The sequence below is a fragment of the Enterobacter sp. WCHEn045836 genome (genome assembly GCF_003965585.1).
Lineage (GTDB): Bacteria > Pseudomonadota > Gammaproteobacteria > Enterobacterales > Enterobacteriaceae > Enterobacter > Enterobacter dissolvens.
This window is the reverse complement of record NZ_RXPT01000009.1, coordinates 95,001-112,906: the sequence shown is the minus strand read 5'-3', so window position 1 is coordinate 112,906 and position 17,906 is coordinate 95,001. Positions and strand designations below refer to the sequence as shown.

General features: G+C 56.5%; 14 protein-coding genes. 7 read left to right on the top strand and 7 right to left on the bottom strand.

Going from position 1 to position 17,906, the window contains the following annotated elements; translation table 11 throughout:
- Nucleotides 1–2 precede the first annotated feature (2 nt).
- The 6 genes from citX to EKN38_RS13605 all read left to right on the top strand — a co-directional run bounded on the left by citX (nucleotide 3) and on the right by EKN38_RS13605 (nucleotide 6,626).
- The gene (gene citX / locus EKN38_RS13630) at nucleotides 3–542 is read left to right on the top strand and encodes a citrate lyase holo-[acyl-carrier protein] synthase (protein WP_014832036.1); all 540 of its coding nucleotides are present in this window, start codon (nucleotides 3–5) and stop codon (nucleotides 540–542) included.
- Nucleotides 517–1,392: a triphosphoribosyl-dephospho-CoA synthase CitG gene (gene citG, locus EKN38_RS13625; protein WP_014832035.1), complete on the top strand. Its 876-nt coding sequence runs from the start codon at nucleotides 517–519 to the stop codon at nucleotides 1,390–1,392. Before citX ends, citG begins: the two co-directional genes overlap by 26 nt.
- 17 nt (nucleotides 1,393–1,409) lie before the next feature.
- The gene (locus EKN38_RS13620) at nucleotides 1,410–1,958 is read left to right on the top strand and encodes an RBBP9/YdeN family alpha/beta hydrolase (protein ID WP_014832034.1); all 549 of its coding nucleotides are present in this window, start codon (nucleotides 1,410–1,412) and stop codon (nucleotides 1,956–1,958) included.
- 17 nt (nucleotides 1,959–1,975) lie between these two features.
- Nucleotides 1,976–4,570, top strand: coding sequence for a bifunctional aconitate hydratase 2/2-methylisocitrate dehydratase (gene acnB, locus EKN38_RS13615; protein WP_126522240.1), 2,595 nt, complete (start codon nucleotides 1,976–1,978; stop codon nucleotides 4,568–4,570).
- Between the two features lie 96 nt (nucleotides 4,571–4,666).
- A complete protein-coding gene (locus EKN38_RS13610; protein WP_014832033.1) occupies nucleotides 4,667–6,106 on the top strand; it encodes an anion permease in 1,440 nt (479 codons plus the stop codon).
- Between the two features lie 70 nt (nucleotides 6,107–6,176).
- The gene (locus EKN38_RS13605) at nucleotides 6,177–6,626 is read left to right on the top strand and encodes a membrane protein (protein WP_014832032.1); all 450 of its coding nucleotides are present in this window, start codon (nucleotides 6,177–6,179) and stop codon (nucleotides 6,624–6,626) included.
- A 76-nt stretch (nucleotides 6,627–6,702) separates the two neighbouring features.
- Here EKN38_RS13605 and narI read toward each other — a convergent pair whose 3' ends face one another.
- From narI to EKN38_RS13575, 6 genes are all read right to left on the bottom strand, one after another.
- On the bottom strand, nucleotides 6,703–7,383 hold the full coding sequence (gene narI, locus EKN38_RS13600) for a respiratory nitrate reductase subunit gamma (RefSeq protein ID WP_014832031.1): 681 nt from the start codon (nucleotides 7,381–7,383) through the stop codon (nucleotides 6,703–6,705).
- Nucleotides 7,380–8,075 (bottom strand): nitrate reductase molybdenum cofactor assembly chaperone, encoded by a 696-nt coding sequence (gene narW / locus EKN38_RS13595; protein WP_014832030.1) that lies wholly within the window; start codon nucleotides 8,073–8,075, stop codon nucleotides 7,380–7,382. The genes narI and narW overlap by 4 nt, the downstream gene beginning before the upstream one ends.
- A complete protein-coding gene (gene narH / locus EKN38_RS13590) occupies nucleotides 8,075–9,619 on the bottom strand; it encodes a nitrate reductase subunit beta (RefSeq protein ID WP_014832029.1) in 1,545 nt (514 codons plus the stop codon). The genes narW and narH overlap by 1 nt, the downstream gene beginning before the upstream one ends.
- The gene (locus EKN38_RS13585) at nucleotides 9,616–13,356 is read right to left on the bottom strand and encodes a nitrate reductase subunit alpha (RefSeq protein WP_126522238.1); all 3,741 of its coding nucleotides are present in this window, start codon (nucleotides 13,354–13,356) and stop codon (nucleotides 9,616–9,618) included. The genes narH and EKN38_RS13585 overlap by 4 nt, the downstream gene beginning before the upstream one ends.
- 67 nt (nucleotides 13,357–13,423) lie before the next feature.
- Nucleotides 13,424–14,809: a NarK family nitrate/nitrite MFS transporter gene (locus EKN38_RS13580; protein ID WP_014832027.1), complete on the bottom strand. Its 1,386-nt coding sequence runs from the start codon at nucleotides 14,807–14,809 to the stop codon at nucleotides 13,424–13,426.
- A 208-nt stretch (nucleotides 14,810–15,017) separates the two neighbouring features.
- A complete protein-coding gene (locus EKN38_RS13575) occupies nucleotides 15,018–15,593 on the bottom strand; it encodes a TetR family transcriptional regulator (RefSeq protein ID WP_126522236.1) in 576 nt (191 codons plus the stop codon).
- A gap of 116 nt (nucleotides 15,594–15,709) precedes the next feature.
- Between EKN38_RS13575 and EKN38_RS13570 the strand changes: the two genes are divergently transcribed.
- Nucleotides 15,710–17,197 carry an MFS transporter gene (locus EKN38_RS13570; RefSeq protein WP_014832025.1) on the top strand — a complete coding sequence of 496 codons (1,488 nt, stop codon included), beginning with the start codon at nucleotides 15,710–15,712 and terminating at the stop codon, nucleotides 17,195–17,197.
- Between the two features lie 62 nt (nucleotides 17,198–17,259).
- Here EKN38_RS13570 and EKN38_RS13565 read toward each other — a convergent pair whose 3' ends face one another.
- Nucleotides 17,260–17,796: a dihydrofolate reductase family protein gene (locus EKN38_RS13565; protein WP_014832024.1), complete on the bottom strand. Its 537-nt coding sequence runs from the start codon at nucleotides 17,794–17,796 to the stop codon at nucleotides 17,260–17,262.
- Nucleotides 17,797–17,906 lie beyond the last annotated feature (110 nt).

Genomic DNA, 17,906 nt, shown 5'->3' with positions numbered 1-17,906 from the left:
CCATGACGGATAAAGCCTCGAACGTGAAGGTCTCTCTGGAACAGGTGTTGAACGCCAGAGAACAGCGGGCCCGCCGCCAGCAGGCGTGGCTGTTTCAGTCGGATCATACGGTGGTTTCCGTCACGCTGGTCTGGCCGGGTGCGGTGAAGGATACCGGTCTGGCCCGACGGGTGATGGCGGTTGCGAATGAGGCGCTCGGTGAGCTATTCCGCACGCATCAGTGGGCGGTCTGCCGCCAGCAGACCTTGCAGCCGGTCACCGGGCCGGAAGCGCTTTGGTCGGTGGCGGCCCCGGCCTGGATGATCAAGCACGTCACCGCGCATCTCGAAGATAACCATCCGCTGGGACGTCTGTGGGATATCGACGTGCTGTGTCCGAAAACGGGACTGCTGAAAAGAAGCGCCATCCAGCAACCGATGCGCAGATGCTTTATCTGTCATGAACCTGCCCATGTCTGCTCGCGTATGCGACGCCATTCCCTGACCGAGCTTACGCATGTGATTGAGACGTTAACCGATGACTACTTCGCTTGCCAGGTGTAATGCGCCAGCCGTTCAGCAACCCTTCGCGGCGCTGGCGGTCGAGGCTCTGTACCGGGAAATATACTTAACCCCGAAACCGGGCCTGGTGGATCGCATAAACAGCGGTGCGCATCGCGATATGAATTACGCGCTGTTTATGGCCAGTATCGCGGCCATTGCGCCGTGGTTCCCCACCTTCTTTAACGTCGGTAGGGAGACGGCCCGTCTTGCCGGGCCGCAAACACTGCGGGCAATAAGGCCGATCGGTCTGGCCTGCGAACAGGCGATGTTTAACGCCACCGGCGGGGTGAATACCCATAAAGGCGGCATCTTCTCTCTGGGGCTGTTGTGTGCCGCGGCAGGGCGTCTGACGCAAAGGCAGGAAAGCCTCACGCAACGCAGCCTGTGCGATGAGAGCAGGGCGATTTGCGCTGGCATCGTTGACCAGGAACTGAAAAATCGCGGCGTTGCGAAAACGAAGGGCGAGCAGCAGTTCCAGGCATACGGTTTAACCGGTGCCAGAGGGGAAGCTGAAAGCGGTTTTGCCACCGTCCGCCACGCCGGGCTTCCTCACTTTGAAATGGCACTGCGCCGGGGAGCTTCTGAGGACGAGGCGTTACTGAGAATGTTGCTCGGGCTGATGGCGGCGAATCCGGATACCAATCTTGTTTCACGGGGTGGACCCGAAGGGCTGAATTATGCCAGACGCTATTCCAGACGACTTTTAGCGGTGGAACATCTGACACCGGAGAAACTCGTTAACGCCTTAACCGAAATGGACGTTCAGTTTATTCGCCGGAATTTGAGCCCGGGTGGGAGCGCAGATCTTATCGCCGTCGGATGGTTATTGTCGCAGTTTCCCTCCGAATAATCGAAAAGGAAAACGTCATGATTGAACAACGCCTTCAGCAGCTCAGCAGCGTCTACACCGTTGTGCTGGTGCCGGGTCTGAGAGACAGCGATGAACATCACTGGCATAGCTGCTGGGGGCGACGTTTTCCTTTCTGGAAGCGGATTCAGCAGAAAAACTGGTTTGAGCCCGATATTGAAAACTGGATCTCCGCCATTACCCGGCAGCTGGCGCTGTGCCCGCTGCCCGCCATCCTCGTCGGGCATAGCTTTGGCGCGCTGGCCTCATGTCGGCTGCTGCAAACGCGACAGGTCAACGTCGCCGGGGTGGTGATGGTTGCACCGGCAGAGCCCGCTTTTTTCGGCCTTGAAGAGGCCATTCAGCCCGCGCCATTACCGGTTCCCTGCCTGATGTTTGCCAGCAGAAACGATCCTCTGATGCGCTTCTCCCGCGCGCAGTTCTGGGCTGCCTGTTGGAAGGGGCAGTTAATCGATATTGGCGAGGCCGGACATATTAATGCTGAATCTGGCCACGGTGAATGGCCTTACGGACTCGAACGGCTAACAGAATTTTGTGAACAACTTTAGCTTTAACAGGAGAACCTATGTTAGATGATTACACCCAGCACCAGAAAGCCCGCCAGGAAGCGGGCATTCCGGCGAAACCGTTAACAGCGGAACAGACAGCGTCGCTGATCCAGCGTTTACTTCACGATGCGCCGACACATCATTCGCAATTAATCAATCTATTAACTCACTGCGTCCCACCGGGTGTCGATCCTGCGGCAAAGTTAAAAGCCGAGTTTTTATTTAAGGTGGCTTTGCAGGAATACTGTGTTAACGGTCTTTCTCCCGAAACGGCCACCACGCTGCTGGGTACCATGCAGGGCGGCTATAATGTCCAGCCACTGATTGCACTTCTGGACCATCCGGACCTGGCGCCGCGGGCCGCACAGCAGCTCTCTTCGACCATCCTCATTTTTGAAAAATTCAGCCAGGTTGAAGCCAAAGCGATGGCCGGTAACGTCCATGCGAAAGCGGTGCTTCACGCGTGGGCGAATGCCGAATGGTTTACCCGCCGCCCGGCGATGGCTGAAAAAATCACCCTGAAGGTGTTTAAGGTGCCTGGTGAGACCAATACTGACGATTTGTCTCCGGCACCGGAGGCGTGGTCACGGCCGGATATTCCGCTGCATGCGCTCTCTATGCTCAGTAACACCCGGGAAGGGGTTAAGCCTGATGAGCCCGGCGCGCGCGGGCCATTGCGCCAGCTGGCAGAATTAAAAGCGGCTGGCTGGCCGCTGGTCTATGTCGGCGACGTTGTTGGGACCGGCTCATCACGTAAATCTGCCACCAACTCCATCTTATGGCACATCGGGAACGATATTCCTTTCGTGCCGAATAAACGCAACGGCGGGTTTGTGTTTGGCGGTAAGATCGCCCCCATTTTTTTCAATACGCTCGAAGATTCCGGTGCCTTGCCGGTAGAGATGGATGTCTCCACGCTGACGACCGGGATGTTGATCGATCTTTACCCCTGGAAAGGCGAAATTCGTGAAACCGAAAGCCAGCGTCTGGTGACGACCTTTACGCTGAAAACCGAGGTGCTGCTGGATGAAGTGCGTGCCGGCGGGCGGATCCCGCTAATTATCGGGCGCAGCCTGACGGCGAAAGCGCGCGAAGCGCTGAAGCTTGCGCCTTCCGAGGTCTTCCGCAAGCCCGCGGCGCCAGCGCCATCCGCAGCCGGTTTTACGCTGGCACAAAAAATGGTGGGTAAAGCCTGCGGCACTGCGGGGATCCGTCCCGGGCAATATTGCGAGCCGAAAATCACGACAGTGGGTTCACAGGATACCACCGGCGGGATGACGCGTGATGAGCTGACCGACCTGGCCTGCCTGACGTTTTCAGCCGATCTGGTGATGCAGTCTTTTTGCCACACCTCTGCGTATCCAAAGCCGGTGGATGTTCGACTGCATGAAACGCTGCCGCAGTTTATCACCCACCGTAACGGGGTAGCGCTCAAACCGGGCGACGGCATTATCCACTCCTGGCTAAATCGCATGCTGCTGCCGGATACGGTGGGCACCGGTGCTGACTCCCATACCCGTTTCCCGCTGGGGATCTCCTTCCCGGGCGGCTCCGGACTGGTGGCGTTCGCCGCGGCAACGGGCATTATGCCGCTGGATATGCCGGAATCGGTGCTGGTTCGCTTTAAAGGTGAGATGCAAAAAGGTATCACCCTGCGCGATCTTGTTCATGCTATTCCGCTGTATGCCCGAAAACAGGGGCTGCTGACGGTCGAGAAAAAGAATAAGCGCAATGTGTTCTCGGGCCGGATCCTCGAAATTGAGGGGCTGGAAACATTGAGTGCAGAGCAGGCGTTTGAGCTGGCCGACGCGTCGGCTGAGCGGTCTGCTGCCGCCTGCGTGATGCGCCTGGCGGAAGAGAAGGTCGCGCAATACCTGCGCTCCAATGCGGCTTTGCTGCGCTGGATGGTTCAGCAGGGGTACGAAAACGCCGCCACGCTTGAACGGCGTATCGCGGAAATTGAGGCCTGGCTGGCTAACCCGTCGCTGCTGTCTGCCGATCCAGACGCGGAATATGCGGCCGTCATTGAGATTGACCTCAATGAGATCACCGAACCGGTGGTCTGCGCGCCGGACGATCCGGATGATGCCCGCTTGCTTTCTGAGGTGGCCAGCACGCCGATAGAGGAGGTCTTTATTGGCTCCTGCATGACCAACATCGGTCATTTCCGCGCGGCCGGGACAATCATGGCCGGGGCCAGCGAAAGTCAGGCGCGTTTGTGGCTCGCTCCGCCGACAAAAATGGATGCCCAACAGCTCTCTCGTGAAGGCTATTTTAATCAGTTTATTCAATCGGGCGCGCGAATTGAGCCCGCAGGCTGTTCACTCTGTATGGGGAACCAGGCGAGGGTGCGCGAAGGGAGTCACGTGGTATCAACGTCCACCCGAAATTTCCCTAATCGACTGGGAACAAATGCCAAAGTCTTCCTGGCATCGGCTGAATTAAGTACCGTTGCGGCCATCCTGGGTAAAATGCCCACCGTAGAGGAGTATTTTAGCTTTACCGATAAACTTCATGACGCGCATGAAAATATCTATCGCTATCTCAGTTTTGACACCCTGGCTGAATATCAAACCACAAGAGGTGATAATATCCAGATTGTCACCGTGTAGTTTTTTATTATTCGTTTGATAAATATATTTAGCTGGCAGAGACTGCTCGCAGGAGCGGTTTCTGCTCTTCAGGGACCCTTTTCTCATGGGTGAGATATGCTTAAATCCAATGTTTTAAAAACAATCTTACTTGCCATTATTATATTATTATCAATATTTATTCCTCCGCCTGATGGATTAACCAAAGAGGCGTGGATCCTGGCAGGCATTTATCTTTCCGCAATCGTAGGGCTGGTGATTAAACCCTATCCTGAACCCGTCATCATGCTGGTGGCGGTCGCATTAACCTGTTTTACCGTGACCAAATTCCCCGATTCTCCCGTGAAATCCATGGACGTTCTGAGCGGATACGCCTCAGGTACGACCTGGCTGGTGTTCAGCGCCTTTACCCTTAGCGCGGCGTTTGTCACCACCGGTCTGGGGAAGCGGCTTGCCTACTGGTTTATCCTTAAATTTGGCAGCACGACACTGAGACTGGGTTATGTCACCGCCTTACTGGACCTGGTGCTGGCACCCGCCACGCCCTCAAATACCGCGCGGGCAGGTGGGGTGGTTTTTCCTATAATTAACAGCATCGCGACGGTATTAGGCTCGACGCCAAAAGAGACGCCGTGCAAGGCTGGGCGTTATTTAATGGTCAATGTCTATATGGTCACTAAAACGACCAGCTATATGTTTTTAACGGGCTTTGCCGGAAACGCGTTAGCGCTACAGCTAATTTCCGATATCTTCCATATTCATATTAGCTGGATCGGCTGGATGCTGGCGGGCGCCCCGCTGGGGTTATTGATGCTGTGTATTATTCCCTATATTTGCTACCGCGTTGCTTCCCCGGAAATTAAAAAAATTGATAATGTCGCGATTGCGACAGATGGGCTGCAAAGCCTGGGTGCAATGAGCCTGAAAGAGAAAGGACTGGTGGTAATTTTTATCGCCGCGTTATTGGGTTGGGTCTTTTCTCGCCACCTCGGGCTGAATGAATCTGCCGTCGCTATCATCGCGATGGGCGCGGCACTGCTGTTTAATATTATCGGCTGGAGTGATGTACAGAAAAATAAAGGCGGCTGGAATACCCTGATGTGGTATGGGGGCATCATTGGTTTGAGCGCCACCCTGAGCAAAGAGGGCTTTTTCCGCTGGCTGGCGGATTTCCTGTCTGCGCATCTGGATTTCCTCAGCGCCGGTAATATGACCATCGTGATAATCGTGTTTCTCAGCGTACTGGTTCGCTATTTCTTTGCCTCCGGCGGGGCCTACGTGGCGGCCATGGTGCCGGTCTTTGCCACCGTGGGTCTGGTCACCGGCACGGCGCCTGTCCTGTTGGCGCTTGCGATTCTGTTTTCAAATTCCTACGGCGGGTGTATCACGCACTATGGGGGCGCAGCCGGGCCCATTATTTTCGCCGCAGGGTATAACGACATTAAGTCATGGTGGGCAATCGGCACCGTTGTCGCGTTGTGCACGTTTCTGATTCATATGGTTTGTGGCATTCCGTGGTGGAATTTTCTTCTGCAAAACGGCATGCTTCAGTCTTAATCGCCCGGTGGCGGCTACGCCTTACCGGGTCTACAGCCCACGCGGCGGCATTACTCGAAGGCATGTTGATATGGAAATCGTATTACGAAATAAATTCAGTTCATTGGGTATGTTGCTGGGAGGAATTGCACTCATTCTCTCAATTGTCCAGTTTTCATTCGGACCGTTTTCGCCAAAGCCGCCAGCGCTTGAAGCTATGGTTGCTGAGAAGGTTTCGGCTGTAAAACAAGGGATAATTGCGGGGCTAAAGGGGGAGCGTCCTGCCGCCCGAACCGAAAAAACGACGGTTGATATCGACCGCATTCTTCTTAACGCCGGGATTATTCTTGCTGTTGTGGCACTGGGACTTTCGTTCATCGGAGGGATGTGCAAGGAGAGCCGTTGGGGGATCTGCGGGGCGCTTCTTTTCTCAGGGCTAACGCTAACGTTCCATGCTGTGCTACTTGCATTCGGATTGATCGTCGCGGTGCTGTTGCTGTTATTTATTCTCTCTCTGGTAACCGGAGGGGCAGTAAGTTGACATTAAAGCCCGGTGGCGGCTACACCATACCGGGCATAACGTAGGTCGGGTAAGGCGTAGCCGCCACCCGACAAAATCAACGGCGCGATCTCACCACCTGGTACCGACGGGTAAAGTACTCAAACGGCGCGCTCCATACGTGTACCAGACGGGTGAACGGGAAGATGAGGAAGATCGTCATCCCCAGCACCAGATGAACGCGGAAGATGGGGGCCACGCCGCTCAGCATTTCCGATGAGCCGCCCTTAAACGTCACAATTCCCTGTGCCCAGCCGACCAGCTTCATCATCTCGCTTCCGTCAGGATACTGGGCGGAGAAGGGGATAGTGGTCAGCCCCAGAATGCACTGGATCAGCAAAATACTCATGATAATGATATCCGGCGTGGTGGACGTGGCGCGCACGCGCTGATTGAACAGGCGACGGTATAGCAGCATGGACCCGCCAATCAGCGTCAGCACGCCGCAAATCCCCCCTGCAATCATGGCTAACTGCTGCTTAACCGCGACGGGTAAAAACCAGGCATACATCCAGTGCGGTGTGAGCATGCCGAACAGGTGCCCGAAGAAAATCCCCAGGATCCCGATATGAAACAGGTTAGAGGCCCAGTTCATGCCGCGTTTGCTGAGCATCTGGCTCGATGAGGCGCGCCAGGTGTATTGCCCGTAGTCGTAGCGCAACCAGCTGCCAAGGAAAAAAACGGTGGCGCAGATGTAGGGATAAATGTCATAGAAAAAGACGTTCAGGTAATGTGTCATTTTGGGCCTCCGGCGCTGACGTCCACGTACTGCGGGGCGACGTCCTGGCTAAAGCGTCGTTGATAGTGCTGCATCGGCGAGCTGTCGCACGATGTGGCGTTGTCTTCGATAAACTTGACCTGTTCCTCTTCCCAGACGGCATCCAGCGCCTGGCGGGTATCATCCCGTTTTTCACCGGACACCTGTTTCGCCACGCTGTCGCTGGAAAGCCGCGTTCCCGACAGCACCAGCAGGGCATCGAACAGCTGATAATGGGCCACGCCGCGCTGCTTCAGCCGTCCGCCAATCAGCGCCAGGATCGGCGCGACGTTCTGCAATCCTTCGCGCGCCTCGCCGTCCGTAACGATACTGAGGTACTCCAGATAGAGCGGCAGGTAGTCCGGCAGCTCGCGGCAGTCCAGTTGTAACCCGGCTTTCTCATACTGCCCCATGAGGTCGACCATCGCCTGACCGCGATCGCGGGATTCAGCGTGAACGTGCTCGAACAGCAGCAGCGAGGTCGCGCGGCCACGCTCAAACACCTCACACCACTCGGCCTGTTTATCCAGCAGCGGGGCGCTCAGGTGCTGGCGGGCAAACGACAGCAGCATGGGTGCATCCTGCTCAATGAGCGAAAGCGCTTCCTCGCGATTTTCCCACAGGGTCTCATCGGGATACTCAATCAGCAACGCGATGATTTTGAGGATCTGCATTACTCTCCCTCCCCATGTTCGCGCACCTCGGTGATGTTGATGGCATCAATCCGGCTGCTGTTGAAGAGGTTAAATTTGGTGTCAGAGCCGTGGCAGCCGTCGCCAAAGGTGAAACCACATCCGTTACGTTCCGGGAAGGCATCGCGCGCCATTTCACGGTGGCTGGTGGGGATCACGAAGCGATCCTCATAGTTGGCGATGGCCAGATAGCGGTACATCTCTTCAACCTGCGCTTCGGTCAGGCCGACCTCTTCGATGGCGCGGGTATCGGTCACGCCTTCGACGGTCTGGGAGCGTTTGTAGTGTCGCATCGCCATCATGCGCTTCAGGGCGCGCAGCACCGGGCCGGTATCGCCCGCGCTGAGCATGTTCGCCAGATACTGCACGGGAATGCGCAGGCTCTCTACGGCAGGCAGGACGCCATCGCTCATCGGCAGGCCGCCCGCGTCGGCGTAAGACTGAATCGGTGACAGTGGCGGCACGTACCAGACCATCGGCAGAGTGCGGTATTCCGGGTGCAGCGGCAGGGCCAGCTTCCAGTCCATCGCCATTTTGTAGACCGGGGAGCGCTGGGCCGCATCGATCACGTTCTGTGGAATACCCTGTTTAACCGCTTCCTCAATGACCGCCGGATCGTGCGGATTCAGGAACACGTCGCACTGGCGCTCATACAGATCGGTTTCATGTTCGGTACTGGCCGCCTCTTCAATGCGGTCCGCGTCATACAACAGTACGCCGAGATAGCGGATGCGCCCGACGCAGGTTTCCGAGCAGACGGTCGGCTGGCCGGATTCAATGCGCGGGTAGCAGAAGATGCATTTTTCTGACTTGCCGCTCTTCCAGTTAAAGTAGATTTTTTTGTACGGGCAGCCACTGATGCACAAACGCCAGCCGCGGCATTTGTCCTGGTCAATCAGCACAATGCCGTCCTCTTCGCGTTTGTAAATCGCCCCGCTCGGGCAGGTGGCAACGCAGCTTGGGTTCAGACAGTGCTCGCACAGACGCGGCAGGTACATCATGAAGGTGTTTTCAAACTGGCCGTACATCTCTTTCTGGATCTTGTCGAAGTTGCGGTCGCGGGCGCGTTTTTCGAACTCGCCGCCCAGCAACTCCTCCCAGTTGGGGCCCCAGACGATTTTGTCCATCCGCTTGCCGTCAATCAGGGAGCGCGGGCGGGCAGTAGGGAGGTGATCGCCTTCCGGGGCGCGGTGCAGATCCTGATAATCGAAGGTAAAGGGTTCATAGTAATCGTCAATCTGCGGCAGGACAGGGTTAGCGAAAATTTTCGATAGTACGCCCATTTTGCCGCCGAGACGCGGCGTGAGTTTGCCGTGAATACCGCGGATCCAGCCACCTTGCCACTCCTCCTGGTCTTCCCAGTTTTTCGGGTAGCCGATCCCCGGTTTGGTCTCGACGTTGTTGAACCACGCATATTCCATCCCTTCACGCCCGGTCCAGACGTTTTTGCAGGTGACCGAGCAGGTGTGGCAGCCAATGCATTTATCGAGATTCAGTACCATGCCAACCTGTGAACGTATTTTCATTTTTTCGTCTCCTGTACCTGATCCCGACCTTCGCCATCCAGCCAGTTAATGTTTTTCATTTTGCGGATCATGATGAATTCGTCGCGGTTGGAGCCAACGGTGCCGTAATAGTTGAAGCTGTATGCCAACTGGGCGTAACCGCCAATCATGTGCGTCGGTTTCGGGCAGACGCGGGTCACTGAGTTATGAATACCTCCCCGGCGTCCCGTCACCTCTGAACCGGGAATGTTAAGAATGCGCTCCTGGGCGTGGTACATCATGGTCATACCCGGCGGCACGCGCTGGCTCACCACCGCGCGGGCGGTGAGGGCGCCATTGGCGTTGAAGGCTTCAATCCAGTCGTTATCTTCGATACCTAATTCTCTGGCATCGGTTTCGCTGATCCAGACAATCGGCCCGCCGCGCGACAGGGTCTGCATCAGCAGGTTTTCACTGTAGGTGGAGTGGATGCCCCATTTCTGGTGTGGCGTCAGGAAATTGAGCGCTTTTTCCGGGAAGCCGTTCGGCGGGATCTCGCGCATATGGCTGACGCTACGGGTATCAATCGGCGGACGGTAGGCCACCAGACTTTCGCCGAAGGCGCGCATCCACGGGTGATCCTGATACAGCTGCTGACGGCCGGAGAGGGTGCGCCACGGGATCAGCTCGTGAACGTTGGTATAACCTGCGTTATAGGAGACGTGCTCGCTTTCCAGACCGGACCAGGTCGGGCTGGAGATGATTTTGCGCGGCTGCGCCTGAATATCGCGGAAGCGGATCTTCTCGTCTTCTTTATTCAGCGCCAGATGGGTGTGATCGCGCCCGGTCAGTTCGCCGAGCGCTTCCCAGGCCTTTACCGCCACCTGGCCGTTGGTTTCTGGTGCCAGAGCGAGGATCACTTCAGAGGCGTCAATAGCGGTTTCAATGCGCGGGCGGCCTTTCGCCGGACCGTCGGATTTGACGTAGTTAAGCTTGCCGAGGAACTCGACCTCGCTTTGTGTGTTCCACGAAATGCCTTTCCCGCCGTTGCCGAGCTTATCCATCAGCGGGCCAAGGGAGGTAAAGCGTTCCCATGTCTCGGGGTAGTTACGCTCGACGACCGCGATGTTCGGTGCGGTTTTGCCGGGGATCAAATCGCATTCGCCTTTGCGCCAGTCCTGAATATCAAACGGCTGGGACAGCTCGGCCGGCGAGTCGTGCTGCAACGGCTGCAACACCACATCCGTTTCCGTACCGAGATGGCCGACGCACACGTCAGAGAAGACTTTGGCGATGCCTTTGTAAATCTCCCAGTCGCTGCGCGATTCCCAGGCCGGGTCGACGGCGGCAGAGAGCGGATGAATAAACGGATGCATGTCCGAGGTATTCATGTCGTCCTTTTCATACCAGGTGGCGGTCGGCAGGACGATGTCAGAGAACAGGCAGGTGCTGGACATGCGGAAATCGAGCGTGACCAGCAGATCGAGCTTGCCCTCAATGGCGTTGGTTTGCCAGTCGATCTCTTCAGGCTTGACGTCATCGGTCGAGCCTAAATCTTCCCCCTGGATCCCGCTTTCGGTGCCGAGCAAATACTTGAGCATGTACTCGTGGCCTTTACCGGAGGATCCAAGCAGGTTCGAGCGCCAGACAAACAGGTTGCGCGGGTGGTTTTTTCCGCTGTCAGGCTGCTCACAGGCGAAGCGGATATCACCCGATTTTAACGCCTGAGCGGTATACTCCTGCGGAGACAGGCCTGCTGCCTCTGCGCGGGCTTTGATGTGCAGCGGGTTGAGGTTAAGCTGCGGCGCCGACGGTAGCCAGCCCATACGCTCGGCGCGGACGTTGAAGTCGATCAGATGTCCGGTGAATCGGGATGCATCCGCCAGCGGGGAGAGCAACTCCTGCGCCGTCAGCTTCTCATAGCGCCACTGGCTGGCGTGGTTGTAAAAGAATGAGGTACTGTTCATCTGGCGCGGTGGGCGGTTCCAGTCCAGCGCGAAGGCCAGTGGCAGCCAGCCGGTTTGCGGACGCAGCTTCTCCTGGCCCACGTAGTGCGACCAGCCGCCACCGCTTTGGCCTACGCAGCCGCAGAAGACCAGCATGTTGATCATCCCACGGTAGTTCATGTCCATGTGGTACCAGTGGTTTACCCCGGCCCCGAGAATGATCATCGAACGCCCGTGCGTCTTGTGCGCCGTGTCAGCAAATTCGCGGGCAATCTTTTCGATCAGGTGAGCCGGTACGCCGGTGATCTGCTCGCCCCAGGCCGGTGTATACGCTTTAATCTGACCATAACTTTCAGCCGCGTTACTGTCTTCGAGGCCGCGGTCGAGACCATAGTTCGCCAGTACAAGATCGTAAACGCTGACCACATGTTTCTGGCTGCCATCGGCAAGCGTCAGGGTTCTGCTCGGCACGCGGCGGGTCAGCACCGGCTCCTGCTTCACGCTGCGAAAATGCGGGTTCTCATTGCCGCCAAAGTAGGGGAAGGCGACATCCGCCACGCTGTCGTGGGTGATCAGCAGGGAAAGAGTCAACTCCGTTTCCTGACCCGCCGCCAGCGATTCCAGGTTCCATTTGCCTTTTTCGCCCCAACGGAAGCCAATGGAACCGTTAGGAACCACCAGATTACCGGCAATATCAAAGGCGACGGTTTTCCACTCCGGATTATTGGTTTCGCCCAGCCCGTCGACAAGGTCGGACGCCCGCAGCATGCGTCCCGGTACCAGATGGCCATCGGCCTGTTCATCCAGCAGAACCAGCATTGGCATATCGGTATAGCGGCGGCAGTAGTTAAGGAAATAGTCGCTGGGATTATCGAGATGGAACTCTTTGAGGATCACGTGACCCATGGCCATCGCCAGTGCACTGTCAGTCCCCTGTTTGGGGGCGAGCCACTGGTCGCTCAGTTTGGCAACTTCAGAGAAGTCCGGGGTAATGGCGACAGTTTTGGTCCCTTTATAACGTACCTCGGTAAAGAAGTGGGCGTCCGGGGTGCGCGTCTGGGGAACGTTGGAGCCCCAGGCGATGATATAGCTGGAGTTGTACCAGTCGGCGGACTCCGGCACGTCGGTCTGCTCGCCCCAGGTCATGGGCGAGGCGGGAGGCAGGTCGCAATACCAGTCATAGAAACTCAGGCAGGTACCGCCGAGCAGAGAGAGATAGCGGGTACCGGCGGCGTAAGAGACCATCGACATCGCCGGAATAGGTGAGAAACCGGCCACGCGGTCCGGACCATAGTGCTTGATGGTCCAGACGTTGGCGGCGGCAATCAACTGGTTCAGTTCTTTCCAGTTCGAGCGGATAAAACCGCCGCGTCCGCGCGCCTGTCTGTAGCTCTGCGCTTTTTGTGGATCATTTTGAATGGCATCCCAGGCCAGTACCGGATCGGTGTGCTGCGCCAGTGCCTCGCGCCAGAGTTCAATCAGTCTGCGGCGTACCAGCGGATATTTGAGGCGGTTGGCGCTGTACAGATACCAGGAGTAGCTCGCGCCACGCGGGCAGCCGCGCGGCTCATGGTTAGGCAGGTCCGGGCGGGTGCGGGGGTAATCGGTCTGCTGGGTTTCCCATGTCACCAGGCCGTTTTTGACATAAATCTTCCAGCTGCAGGAGCCGGTACAGTTCACGCCGTGGGTAGACCGCACAATCTTGTCGAACTGCCAGCGCTGGCGGTAGCTGTCTTCCCAGTCCCGGTTGGTGTGATAGACCTGCCCGTGCCCATCGGCGAAGCTGTCGCCTTTTGTTTTGAAATAACGAAAGCGATCCAACAGTTTGCTCATGACATTTCTCCTGCTTCGATAGCATGGCCGGAAAGCGCTGCATCACGCTCCGGCGAAGAGGTAGTTATTATTTTTGTGAGGATTTACGGCCGTATACCAGCCAGGTGACGAGCACACAGACGATGTAAAAGACGAGGAAGACTTTCATGGCGCCGACCGGCGACCCGGTCATCGCCAGCGAGGTGCCAAAGGCCTTGGGAATGAAGAACCCGCCGACGGCACCGATGGCGGAGATAAAGCCCAGCGCGGCGGCGGTCTCCGTCACGGCTTCATGCTGCGCCTGCTCGTCGGTGCCGCCTTGCTTTTTCACCCGGTCGAGTGTGATTTGGCGGAAAATAATGGCGATCATCTGGAAGGTCGATCCGCTGCCCAGTCCGGCGGTGAGGAACAGCCCCATAAAGACCAGATAAAACGCGACAAAGCTGCCGGAGCCCGAGCCGGGCAGGGTCAGGAAGATCAGGGCGCTAAAGATGGCCATAAAGACAAAGTTGATAAGCGTGACGCGCACGCCGCCCAGCCTGTCGGAGATCATCCCGCCCGCTGAACGCGCCAGCGCACCAATCAGGGGGCCAAAGAAGGCAAGATGAAGGATATTCACGTCCGGGAACTGGGTTTTTGACAGCATGGCAAAACCAGCCGAAAACCCGATAAATGAGCCGAAGGTTGCCAGATAGAGCAGGCTCAGCAGCCAGAGGTGAAATCGCTTAAGCACCGGAAGCTGGCTGGCGATAGAGGCTTTTGAACTGGCGATGTCGTTCATGCCAAAAAACGCCGCAATGGTTGCCAGCAGCAGAAGCGGGGCCCAGACCCAGGCTGCGTTCGCCAGCCACATGGAAGATCCGTCCTCCTGGGGCACACCGTTCACCCCCAGAAAGGTGAACATGGGCACAAAAATGACCAGTGGCGCGACCAACTGCATCACGCTGACGCCCAGATTACCCAGTCCGCCATTGATCCCAAGGGCGCTGCCCTGTCTGGATTTCGGGAAGAAGAAGCTGATGTTGCCCATGCTGGAGGCAAAGTTGGCGCCAGCAAAGCCGCAGAGCAGGGCAATCACGATAAAAATCCAGTAAGGCGTCGCGGTGTTCTGAATGGCGATTCCCAGCCAGACGCAGGGAATAATCAGGATGACGGTACTCAATACTGTCCAGTAACGTCCGCCAAATATTGGCACCATAAAAGAGTAGGGGACGCGCAATATCGCGCCGGAGAGAGAAGGTAATGCCGTTAACATAAAAAGCTGATCGGTGGTGAAATTAAATCCGACCTTATTCAGATTAACCGCAATGGCACTAAATAACATCCACACGCAAAAGGCTAATAGCAGGCAAGCCACAGAGATCCATAGGTTTCTTCGCGCGATATGTTTGCCTTTATTCTCCCAGAATTGCGGATTTTCCGGTTTCCAGTTACTTAAAAGATGGTGATGATTCTTCTCACTTTGTTGTGACATATCGCCCTCTTGCTTACCTAAATGAAGATATAAAAATAAGTAAAAACAGCCAGATATGTGAAGATTTGTTATGGAGTTTATTGGAAGTATTGAGATACATCTGAAAGGATAGATAAAAAAGCGAACCCCAGAGTCTGGAATAGAAACAAGGGAACGCTTAATGTGTTACTAATTGTAACGGTGTGATGAAATTACTCACAACGGAGTATTAAAAAAGCTCCAGAGAAATTAATTTATCAAGATGATTATTAAACGCAGCGTCATCCATTTCGGGCATGTTTAATATATACAGACCGTCAAGGCCACACACCAGGCCAATTAAACGCCAGGCAATACTTTCTGCCGGGTCTCCGGAACGGAATACGCCTGCATTCCTGCCAGCCTCAATGAGGGCAACGGTCTCCTGATGCCACATCTCCATTGTCAGCACATACGCGCCTTTGATTTCCACGTCGCGGGTGGCCAGGATCTGCGCTTCACGCCAGAGGCGAATGTAGGGTTCAAACCTGCCATCATCGCTACCGAGCATGGCATGCAAACGCGCCCGCCAGCTGGCGTGTTCACCGGGCCCATCCGCATCCAGCAGTTCGCGGATCAGCCGGACGAAGGCCAGCGATTTTAACTCACCGCCGGAGGTGAAATGGTGATGCACTTGCCAGGTTGCGACACCGGCTTCGGCCGCGATGCGGCGCACCGTCATGGCGGTAAATCCTTCGGCCAGCGCCACGCGCATGGCGGCCTGTAAGATCTCTTCCCGTCTTTCATCCCTGGTCAGATAACCCATTTTCTCTCACTCTTAAATAGCAATGAAACGAGTGTAACAAAGAGCTGGACAAGTGTTCAACATTCCGTAGGATCGCATCCTGGACATGTGTCCATTTTTATATAAAAAGGAAATTTATGTTTCGTCAGTGGTTAGCGTTAGTGATTATCGTGCTGGTGTATATCCCGGTGGCGATTGACGCGACGGTGCTGCACGTGGCGGCGCCGACATTGAGCATGACGCTGGGCGCCAGCGGTAACGAATTATTGTGGATCATCGATATCTACTCCCTGGTGATGGCGGGTATGGTGCTGCCAATGGGGGCACTGGGCGACCGCATCGGTTTTAAACGGCTGCTGATGATCGGCAGCACGCTGTTTGGCCTGTCATCGCTGGCGGCGGCCTTTGCCCCTTCTGCAGGCTGGCTGATCGCCGCGCGCGCCTCGCTGGCAATTGGCGCGGCAATGATCATACCGGCAACCCTTGCGGGTATACGCACCTTGTTTGTTAACGTGCGGGATCGCAACATCGCGCTAGGCGTCTGGGCCGCGGTCGGCTCCGGTGGGGCGGCGTTTGGTCCGCTGATCGGCGGCATGTTGCTGGAGCATTTTTACTGGGGATCGGTCTTTTTAATCAACGTGCCGATCGTGCTGGTGGTGGTGTCACTTGTTGCGGTCTATGTTCCGCGTCAGCAAGGGCGACCTGAGCAGCCGCTCAATATCAGCCATGCCGTCATGCTGATTGTAGCCATTTTACTGCTGGTCTATAGCGCGAAAACGGCGCTGAAAGGGGTACTTTCACCGTGGATTGTGGCCTGTACGCTGCTCACCGGCGCGGTATTGCTGTTTATCTTCGTGCGTATTCAGCTTCGCGCCCGCGTGCCGATGATCGACATGCGCCTGTTTTGCCATCGCATCATTTTAAGCGGGGTGGTGATGGCGATGACCGCCATGATCGCCCTGGTGGGGTATGAATTGCTGATGGCCCAGGAGCTGCAGTTTGTTCATGGCTTCACGCCGTTTGAGGCAGGCATGTTTATGCTGCCGCTGATGGTGGCGAGCGGGTTTAGCGGCCCGATAGCAGGGATACTGGTTGGTCGACTGGGGCTGCGCATGGTAGCGGCAGGCGGAATGGGGCTGAGCGCCGTCAGCTTTATTGGCCTGTCGATGCTCGACTTCAGCACGCAGCAGTGGCAGGCGTGGTGTCTGATGGTGCTGCTTGGCTTCAGTGCCGCGAGTGCGCTGCTGGCCTCCACCTCGGCAATCATGGCGGCGGCGCCGAAAGAGAAAGCCGCCGCTGCCGGGGCGATTGAAACCATGTCCTACGAACTGGGCGCGGGGCTGGGGATCGCGATATTTGGTCTGTTGCTGACCCGCAGCTTCTCGGCGTCGATTGAACTGCCGCAGGGCTTACCTTCAACGCTGGCTGATAAAGCCTCGTCATCCATTGGCGAAGCGATGAAGGTCGCGCAGGATCTCAGCCCGGCGCTCGGTGAAACCGTCATTGAGGCGGCAAAAACGGCGTTTATCACGTCGCACAGCTTAGCGTTAGGCAGCGCCGGTGGGATGTTATTGCTGCTGGCGGTGGGGATTTGGTTTAGCCTGGCGAACGCGCCGCAACAGTAAATGCAAGCCCGGAGGCGCTGCACCTTTGGGCTTTTCACTCCTGCTTCAGTGGCGCGGTATCGTCATCGCGTCAGCCGATAGTGCGACTGCACCAGACCCGATGGGAAGCTGCGGGTGGATAAAAGCGTTAAATCGATATCCCGGGGCAGCGAGCCGAACAGCGGCTTGCCTGAGCCGATCAGGACAGGAACGGTGGTGATCACCATATCGGCCACCAGTCCTTCGCGCAGAAACGACTGGATCACCTGTCCGCCATCAATATAGACGCGGTGTGCGTTCTGCGCTGCCAGCTCAGCAAGCGCTTCCTTTGGGGGACGGCGGGAGAACTGCACTTTACCTTTCAGCGCCTCGGGCACGGTGGTATCAGCCAGCTGACTGGAGAGCACCAGCACGGGGCGGTTATAGGGCCATTGGTCAAAGGTCAGTACTTTCTCATAGCTTCCCCGGCCCATCACAATCCAGTCTTTGTCGGCAATGAACGCTTCATAACCATGATCTTCCGTTGGATCATCGCGCTGGAGTAACCAGCCGATATCGCCATCCTGGCGGGCAATGTAGCCATCAAGACTGACGGCGATAAAAACGTGGGTGGTAATCATCGAGGGCTCCCTGTTCAGGCTGTGACGTTAGGACTGTGACGACAGAGCAGTATACCGGAACCGGGGGATGATAATCAGTAGAGCGGACAGAGGGGCAAAAAAAAGCCAGC